This window comes from Limnohabitans sp., assembly GCF_017848645.1.
Taxonomy (GTDB): domain Bacteria; phylum Pseudomonadota; class Gammaproteobacteria; order Burkholderiales; family Burkholderiaceae_C; genus Limnohabitans_A.
Window position 1 is genome coordinate 35,646 of the sequence record NZ_JAFEIF010000015.1, and the last position, 7,340, is coordinate 42,985.

The following is a 7,340-nucleotide window of genomic DNA, read 5'->3' on the forward strand; positions in this document are numbered from 1 at the left end:
GCCCGCACATGCTGCCCATCGCTCTTTGGCATCGCGACAAATTGCTGCACGCCCCGATGCGGGAAAAGCTCAACCAGATCCTGGCCCTGGGCATTTGGTGTGTGCTGCTGTTGTTTTTTGTGGTGACCACCTTGTGGCAAGCCTCGCAAACCCTGCAGGCCACACAGGCCGGGGCCAAAAGCCTGGCCGAGTTGGCCGCCGAGAGCAACGCTGCGGCTGTGCGCTTTGAAGACCGCCAAGGTGCGCAAAAGCAGTTGGAGATTTTTCGCCACATCCAGAGCGTCGAGACGGTCGACATTTACACCGACAGCGCAGGTGCACAGGCCTTTGCTCACTACCCGATGCGCCAGGATGCCACCCCCGATCCCGTGCCGCCCGCAGCGCTGGTGTCGGGCCAAAAAACCTCCAGCCTCAGCCTCAGCCGCTACGCCATCCGTTTGCCCATCGTGCATGATGGGGAGCACATCGGCGTGGTGGTGGTGCAGACCCGGCTCGATGACTTTTGGTGGAGCATTGTGGTGACCCTGCTGGTGGCCGTGGTCGCCATGCTGTTGGCGTATGCGGTGGTGCGCCAGTTCATGGGGCAACTGATTGCGCTCATCATCCACCCGGTGCTGGACCTGGCCGAGGTCATGCGCCGCATCACCACCGTGCACGACTACAGCCAACGTGCAGAGCGCCAAAGTCAGGATGAAATCGGCGAGCTGGTGGCCGGCTTCAACTCCATGCTTGACCAGATTGAGCAAAAAGACAAAGCCTTGGGCCAGTACAGCCAGCAACTCGAATCTGAAGTGCAGGCCCGCACCGCCGAGCTGCTGCTGGCCAAAGAGCACGCCGATGCCGCCAACCAGGCCAAGAGCCAGTTCCTGGCCAACATGAGCCACGAAATCCGCACACCGCTCAACGGCCTGATTGGCGTGTCCGAGCTGCTCGGCTCGACCCAGCCGACCGAGCAGCAAACCAAGCTCATCAGCATGATCAAGTCATCGTCCTCGACACTGATGTACCTGATCAATGACATCCTGGACTTTTCCAAGATCGAGGCGGGCATGTTGCACCTGGAAAAAGTGCCTTACAGCCCTGAGCACGCCGCCCGCCAGGTCTGCGCCTTGTTTGAGCCGCATGCCCAAGACAAAGGCCTCAAGCTGGTGTTCGAGCCGCCCGTTGACGCTGTGCCCTGGATGATCGTGGGCGACCCGCACCGTTTCACCCAAGTGGCCAGCAACCTGATCTCGAACGCCGTCAAGTTCACCAGCCAGGGCCAAGTGAGCGTGAGCCTGAGCTTTGCCAGCGAGCCCGATGGCAGCGCCCGCGTGCGCTGCATGGTGCGCGACACCGGCATCGGCATCAGCCCCGAAGAGGGCCAGCGTCTGTTCAGTGCCTTCTCGCAGGCCGACATCTCGATGGCGCGGCGCTACGGCGGCAGCGGCCTGGGGCTGGTCATCTCGCGCCAACTGGCCGAACTCATGGGGGGGCAAGTCGGCTTCAGCAGCCAACCGGGACAAGGCTCGTGCTTCTGGTTTGAAGTGTGTGGTGCCCGCCTCAAGGACCTGCCGGTGGACACCGCCGCTCGCAGCGCAGCCGCACCCCAAACCCTGGACTGCACCGTGCTGGTGGCCGAAGACAACGATGTCAACCGCGAAATCCTGGTCACCATGCTCAAAACCGCCGGTTGCCGCATCTTGCAGGCACACAATGGCCTGGAGGCCGTGCACATCAGCGCCACCGAGCCGCACGACATCGTCCTGATGGATGTGCAAATGCCTGAGATGGACGGCATCGCCGCCACCCGGGCCATCCGGGCCAGAGAGCAGGCCTTGGGCTTGCCGCGCAAACCCGTGCTGGCCCTGACCGCCAACGCGCTGGCCGACGACAAGGCCAACTGCCTGGCTGCGGGCATGGACGATTACCTGACCAAGCCTTTCATGCGCCGCCAGATCCTGGAGCTGATTGGCAAATGGCTGGACCGCTCCCAGCCTTGAGCGGGTGGGGGTGCTGTGCTCGCCAACCACTAGCACACCCAGCTTTCATTTGCTGAAATATTAAGCAATTACAATCGGGCCTCCTCATCAGGCACCCCCCAAAAAAAACCACTTCCAGTCATGCAGATTGGCCCTTACCTATTGCCGAACAACTTGTTTGTCGCCCCCATGGCGGGGGTCACCGACCGGCCGTTTCGCCAGCTGTGCAGGCAGTTTGGGGCGGGCTACGCGGTGAGCGAAATGGTGACTTCGCGCCCTGACTTGTGGGCCTCGCTCAAAACGTCCCGCCGCGCCAACCACGACGGCGAGCCCGGCCCAATCGCGGTGCAAATTGCAGGCACCGAGGCGCAGATGATGGCCGACGCCACACGCTACAACATCGACCGGGGCGCGCAGATCATCGACATCAACATGGGCTGCCCGGCCAAAAAAGTCTGCAACAAATGGGCTGGATCGGCCCTGATGCAAGACGAGCCGCTGGCGCTGGAGATCATCTCTGCCGTGGTCGAAGCGGCTTTGCCGCACGGTGTGCCTGTCACTTTGAAAATGCGCACCGGCTGGTGCGATGCCGAAAAAAACGCCCTGAGCCTGGCCCGCGCCGCTGAGCGTGCCGGGGTGCAAATGGTCACCGTGCACGGCCGTACCCGCGAGCAAGGCTACAAAGGCTTTGCCGAATACAACACTGTGGCCGCCGTCAAGGCCGCTTTGCGCATCCCGGTGGTGGCCAATGGCGATGTGGATTCACCCGAAAAAGCCCGCGACGTGCTGAAGTTCACCGGAGCCGATGCGGTCATGATCGGCCGCGCCGCGCAAGGCAGCCCCTGGATCTTTCGCGAGATGGGCCACTTTCTGGCCACAGGCGAACACCTGGCCCCGCCCTTGGTGGCCGAGGTGCGCCGCGCCCTGCTCGAGCACCTGCAAGACCACTATGGCCTGTACGGCGAATACACCGGCGTGCGTTCGGCCCGCAAACACATCGGCTGGTATGTGCGTGAACTGCCCGGTGGCGAGGCTTTTCGCGAACATATGAACACCCTGGACACCGCACAGCAGCAGCTGGCGGCGGTGGCCAACTTTCTGGATGGCCTGGCCAGCCAGATGGACCGCTTGCCACAGCGCCACGAAGGCTGTATTGATTTAGAGACCACGCCATGAGCGAACCCCAATCCATTGAAAACTGCATCCGGGACAACCTGGACATTTACTTCCGCGACCTGGACGGCACCGACCCCACAGGCCTGTACGACATGCTGGTCAAGCTGGTCGAAAAGCCGCTGCTTGACGTGGTGATGACCCAGTCGGGCCAGAACCAGTCGCGCGCGGCCGAATGGCTGGGCCTGAACCGCAACACCTTGCGCAAGAAACTGCTCGAACACGATTTGTTGAAATAAAGCTTGTGCCGCTTGGCCCCGCCAAGCGGCTGTGAATACCTGCCGGAACCCTTTATCCCGGCCCCGCCTTGAATACCTCTGAATTTTGAAGAAAGTCCCCATGAGAGCCCTCATCTCCGTCTCTGACAAAACCGGCATCGTCGACCTGGCCAAAGAATTACACGCCCTGGGCGTGGGCCTGATCTCCACCGGCGGCACCGCCAAACTCTTGGCCGAGCAAGGCCTGCCCGTGACCGAAGTGGCCGAAGTCACCGGCTTCCCCGAAATGCTCGACGGCCGTGTGAAAACCCTGCACCCCAAAGTGCACGGCGGCCTGCTGGCCCGCCGCGACACGCCCGAGCACATGGCGGCTTTGCAGGCGCATGGCATAGCCACCATCGACCTGCTCATCGTCAACCTGTACCCGTTTGAAGCCACGGTGGCCAAGCCCGGTTGCACGCTGGCCGACGCGATCGAGAACATTGACATCGGCGGCCCTGCCATGGTGCGCAGCGCGGCCAAGAACTGGAAAGACGTGGGCATCGTGACCGACGCCAGCCAATACGCTGAAGTGATTGCTGAGCTGAAGTCCAACGGCAAGTTGAGCGACAAGCTGCGCTTTTCCCTGTCGGTGGCTGCGTTCAACCGCATCAGCCAATACGACGGCGCGATCAGCAACTACCTCTCCAGCGTGAACTTCGAAGCCGAGAAGTTGAGCGAAGCCTACGTGCCCGAGCGCACCCAGTTCTCTGGCCAATTCAATGAGCAATACGTCAAGGTGCAAGACCTGCGCTACGGCGAAAACAGCCACCAGCAAGCGGCCTGGTACCGTGACCTGGCACCCGCTGCGGGCTCGCTGGCCACCGGCGTGCAGCTGCAAGGCAAAGAACTCAGCTACAACAACATCGCCGACGCCGACGCTGCCTGGGAATGCGTCAAGAGCTTCGATAGCTCTGCGTGTGTCATCGTCAAACACGCCAACCCCTGCGGCGTGGCCGTGGGCGCGACCGTACTCGAGGCCTACAGCAAAGCCTTCCAAACCGACCCCACCAGCGCGTTTGGCGGCATCATCGCCTTCAACCGCCCCGTGGACAAAGCCGCAGCTGAAGCGGTGAGCAAGCAATTCGTTGAAGTGCTCATGGCCCCCGACTTCAGCGCCGAAGCACTCGAAGTGTTCAAGAGCAAAGTCAATGTGCGCTTGATGAAAATCGCGCTCCCCGTTAACTATGGCGACGTGCGCAACGCGCTCGAAACCAAACGCGTGGGCTCCGGCCTGTTGCTGCAAAGCGCCGACAACCACGAGCTGGCTTTGGCCGACATGAAAATCGTCACCGTCAAACAACCCACCCCTGAAGAACTGCACGACCTGCTGTTCGCCTGGAAAGTGGCCAAGTTCGTCAAATCCAACGCCATCGTGTTCTGCAAAAACGGCATGACCATGGGTGTGGGCGCAGGCCAAATGAGCCGCTTGGATTCCGCCCGCATCGCCAGCATCAAGGCTGAGGCCGCCAAGCTCAGCCTGCAAAACACCGTGGTCGCCAGCGACGCCTTCTTCCCCTTCCGCGATGGCTTGGACGTGGTGGTCGACGCGGGTGCCTCCTGCGTGGCCCAGCCCGGTGGCTCCATGCGCGACCAAGAAGTCATCGACGCCGCCAACGAGCGCGGCGTGGCCATGGTGTTCACGGGTGTTCGGCACTTCCGCCACTGACATCAACTGCCAAGGCAAGCCAAACTTGTCACTGCGAGTTTGGCTTATGAGTGCGATCCCAACGAAGCCGTCCACTGCAGGCCGCTTCTTTACTTGCCACTCGTTTGCACCATTTCAGTGCATTTGCGGCTCGCCATGCCCGATACCGCAGATGCCGCTCAATGACTGATATCATTGGCAACATCATGAAAACCATGTTGCTGGACACCAATGTGCTGGTTGCAGCCTTGAGCAGTTCTCGGGGCGCGTCTTATGCACTGCTCCAAGCGGTGGCTTCGGCGCGTTTGCGCATGGTGGCGTCACCCGCTGTGTGGCTTGAATACGAGTCGGTGCTCAAACGTGATGAGATACGGGCCTTGCACGGTTTTTCTGCTGACCAAGTCGATGCGTTTTTGTCCGCCTTGGCCGTGTGGGTGCAGCCTGTGAGCTTGCATTACATCTGGCGGCCACAGCTGCGAGACCCGGGTGATGAAATGGTGCTGGAGGCCGCGGTGAACGCACGGGTTCACGCCTTGGTCACCCGCAATGTGAAAGATTTTTCGATGGCTGCGCCACGTTTTGGCCTGGCCGTCAAAACGCCAGCCCAGGCTTTGGCCTTTTTGGAGGATGCCCTATGAGTACCTTTGCCCTTCGTTTGCCCGACTCTTTGTACGCCCATGCGCGCAAGTTGGCGGAACAAGATCAGGCCTCACTCAACCAGTTCATCACCGTGGCCGTTGCTGAAAAGGTCTCGGCCCTGAATGCAGCGGCTTTTTTTGCCGAGCGGGCCGGTGCCGCCAAGCCGGGCGATTTGGCCACTTTTTTGGCGATGGTGCCCGACCGTTCTCCGCTGGAGGGTGATGAGCGATGAGCCGTGTCACCTTGATCCTTTCCCTGTCGCCATTTTTTGAGGATCAGGCATGAGCTTGAGTTTTGGCCCACTGGGCCTGTCCCCCGCGCTGCAACGCGCTGTGGGAGACATGGGCTTGTACGCCCCCACCCCCATCCAGGCCGAGGCGATTCCGGCTGCGCTGAAGTCGGCCGACGTGTGGGCCACCGCGCCCACCGGCTCGGGCAAGACGCTGGCCTTTGCGCTGCCGCTGTTGCAGCACCTGCTGGCTGCGCCGCGCCAAACCAACTTTCGCCGTCCTGTGCGCACATTGGTGTTGGTGCCCACGCGCGAGCTGGCGGTGCAGGTGGGCGATGTGCTGGCCAACCTGGCCTACAAGCTGCCCCAGTCGCTCAAGGTGAACACGGTGTTTGGTGGCGTCTCGGTCAACCCGCAAATGATGGCGCTGCGCGGCGGTGCCGACGTTGTGGTGGCCACCCCTGGCCGCTTGCTGGACCTGATTGACCAAAACGCCGTGCGCCTGGCCGATGTGCAGCACCTGGTGCTGGACGAAGCCGACCGCTTGCTTGACTTGGGCTTTGCCGATGAACTGCAACGCGTGCTGGCGCTGCTGCCTGCCAAGCGCCAAACCTTGTTGTTCTCGGCCACCTTCGCGCCCGAAGTGGAGGCGCTGGCCGCCAATTTGTTGCGCGATCCGGTGCGCATCACGGTGGAGGCCTTTGAAGGCCACAAACCCGACATCACGCAACGCGCCATCCGCGTGGACGAGAAAAGCCGCACCGCCTTGCTGCGCCACCTGATCACCGAAAACGGCTGGAAACAGGTGCTGGTGTTTGTGGCCACGCGTTACGCCTGCGAGCATGTGGCCAACAAGCTCTACAAGGCGGGCGTGTTTGCCACCCCTTTCCATGGCGAGATGAGCCAAGGCGCACGCCAGGAAGTCTTGAGCGAATTCAAGGCTGGCCGCTGGGACGTGGTGGTCACCACCGACTTGGCCTCACGCGGCATCGACATTGCCATGCTGCCCGTGGTGGTGAATTACGACCTGCCGCGCTCGGCCACCGACTACACCCACCGCATCGGCCGCACGGGCAGGGCGGGTGCGCACGGCGACGCGGTGAGCTTTGTCACGGCTGCAGCGCTGGCGCACTGGCAGTTGATCCAGAAACGCGAAAGCCTGGAACTCGCTTTGGAGCAAATTCCAGGCTTTGAGCCCATCGAAACCCCGCCGCCGCCGTCTCCCGGCAATGGCGGCATCAAGGGTTCACGGCCGAGCAAGAAAGACAAGTTGCGGGCGGCAGGTCTGCTTAAATCGAACGATTGATCAGACCGCAGGTTGTTGTCTGTATCTTTGTAGACATGATGGATGACCTGCCCACCTGACAAACGTGGGTTAAGTTGATGGGTGCGAAACCTTTATCAACCCAGTGCCATAACTCAGGAGGCAGGTC

7 protein-coding genes are annotated in these 7,340 nt (G+C 61.6%); all 7 read left to right on the plus strand.

All coding sequences use genetic code 11. From position 1 onward, the window contains the following. The first annotated feature begins 8 nt into the window (after positions 1-8). The 7 genes from QZ190_RS04285 to QZ190_RS04315 all read left to right on the plus strand — a co-directional run bounded on the left by QZ190_RS04285 (position 9) and on the right by QZ190_RS04315 (position 7,213). Positions 9-1,982: an ATP-binding protein gene (locus tag QZ190_RS04285; RefSeq protein ID WP_291913871.1), complete on the plus strand. Its 1,974-nt coding sequence runs from the start codon at positions 9-11 to the stop codon at positions 1,980-1,982. 120 nt (positions 1,983-2,102) lie between these two features. Next, positions 2,103-3,137 carry a tRNA dihydrouridine synthase DusB gene (gene dusB / locus QZ190_RS04290; RefSeq protein ID WP_291913875.1) on the plus strand — a complete coding sequence of 345 codons (1,035 nt, stop codon included), beginning with the start codon at positions 2,103-2,105 and terminating at the stop codon, positions 3,135-3,137. Continuing rightward, on the plus strand, positions 3,134-3,373 hold the full coding sequence (locus tag QZ190_RS04295; protein ID WP_053171959.1) for a Fis family transcriptional regulator: 240 nt from the start codon (positions 3,134-3,136) through the stop codon (positions 3,371-3,373). The genes dusB and QZ190_RS04295 overlap by 4 nt, the downstream gene beginning before the upstream one ends. 100 nt (positions 3,374-3,473) lie before the next feature. Beyond that, the gene (gene purH / locus QZ190_RS04300) at positions 3,474-5,060 is read left to right on the plus strand and encodes a bifunctional phosphoribosylaminoimidazolecarboxamide formyltransferase/IMP cyclohydrolase (RefSeq protein ID WP_291913885.1); all 1,587 of its coding nucleotides are present in this window, start codon (positions 3,474-3,476) and stop codon (positions 5,058-5,060) included. Between the two features lie 161 nt (positions 5,061-5,221). Further along, positions 5,222-5,677: a putative toxin-antitoxin system toxin component, PIN family gene (locus QZ190_RS04305; protein WP_291913887.1), complete on the plus strand. Its 456-nt coding sequence runs from the start codon at positions 5,222-5,224 to the stop codon at positions 5,675-5,677. Continuing rightward, entirely contained in the window at positions 5,674-5,910 is a 237-nt protein-coding gene (locus tag QZ190_RS04310; RefSeq protein ID WP_291913889.1) for a toxin-antitoxin system HicB family antitoxin, read from the plus strand. Before QZ190_RS04305 ends, QZ190_RS04310 begins: the two co-directional genes overlap by 4 nt. Before the next feature lie 55 nt (positions 5,911-5,965). Beyond that, positions 5,966-7,213: a DEAD/DEAH box helicase gene (locus tag QZ190_RS04315; RefSeq protein WP_291913893.1), complete on the plus strand. Its 1,248-nt coding sequence runs from the start codon at positions 5,966-5,968 to the stop codon at positions 7,211-7,213. The last annotated feature ends 127 nt before the right edge of the window (positions 7,214-7,340 follow it).

What these genes read in the sequence shown, in the direction of transcription:
- QZ190_RS04285 (WP_291913871.1), top strand. Translation starts at nt 9, where the DNA reads ATGCTGCCCATCGCTCTTTGGCATCGCGACAAATTGCTGCACGCCCCG.
- QZ190_RS04305 (WP_291913887.1), top strand. Translation starts at nt 5,222, where the DNA reads ATGACTGATATCATTGGCAACATCATGAAAACCATGTTGCTGGACACC.
- QZ190_RS04310 (WP_291913889.1), top strand. Translation starts at nt 5,674, where the DNA reads ATGAGTACCTTTGCCCTTCGTTTGCCCGACTCTTTGTACGCCCATGCG.
- dusB (WP_291913875.1), top strand. Translation starts at nt 2,103, where the DNA reads ATGCAGATTGGCCCTTACCTATTGCCGAACAACTTGTTTGTCGCCCCC.
- QZ190_RS04295 (WP_053171959.1), top strand. Translation starts at nt 3,134, where the DNA reads ATGAGCGAACCCCAATCCATTGAAAACTGCATCCGGGACAACCTGGAC.
- purH (WP_291913885.1), top strand. Translation starts at nt 3,474, where the DNA reads ATGAGAGCCCTCATCTCCGTCTCTGACAAAACCGGCATCGTCGACCTG.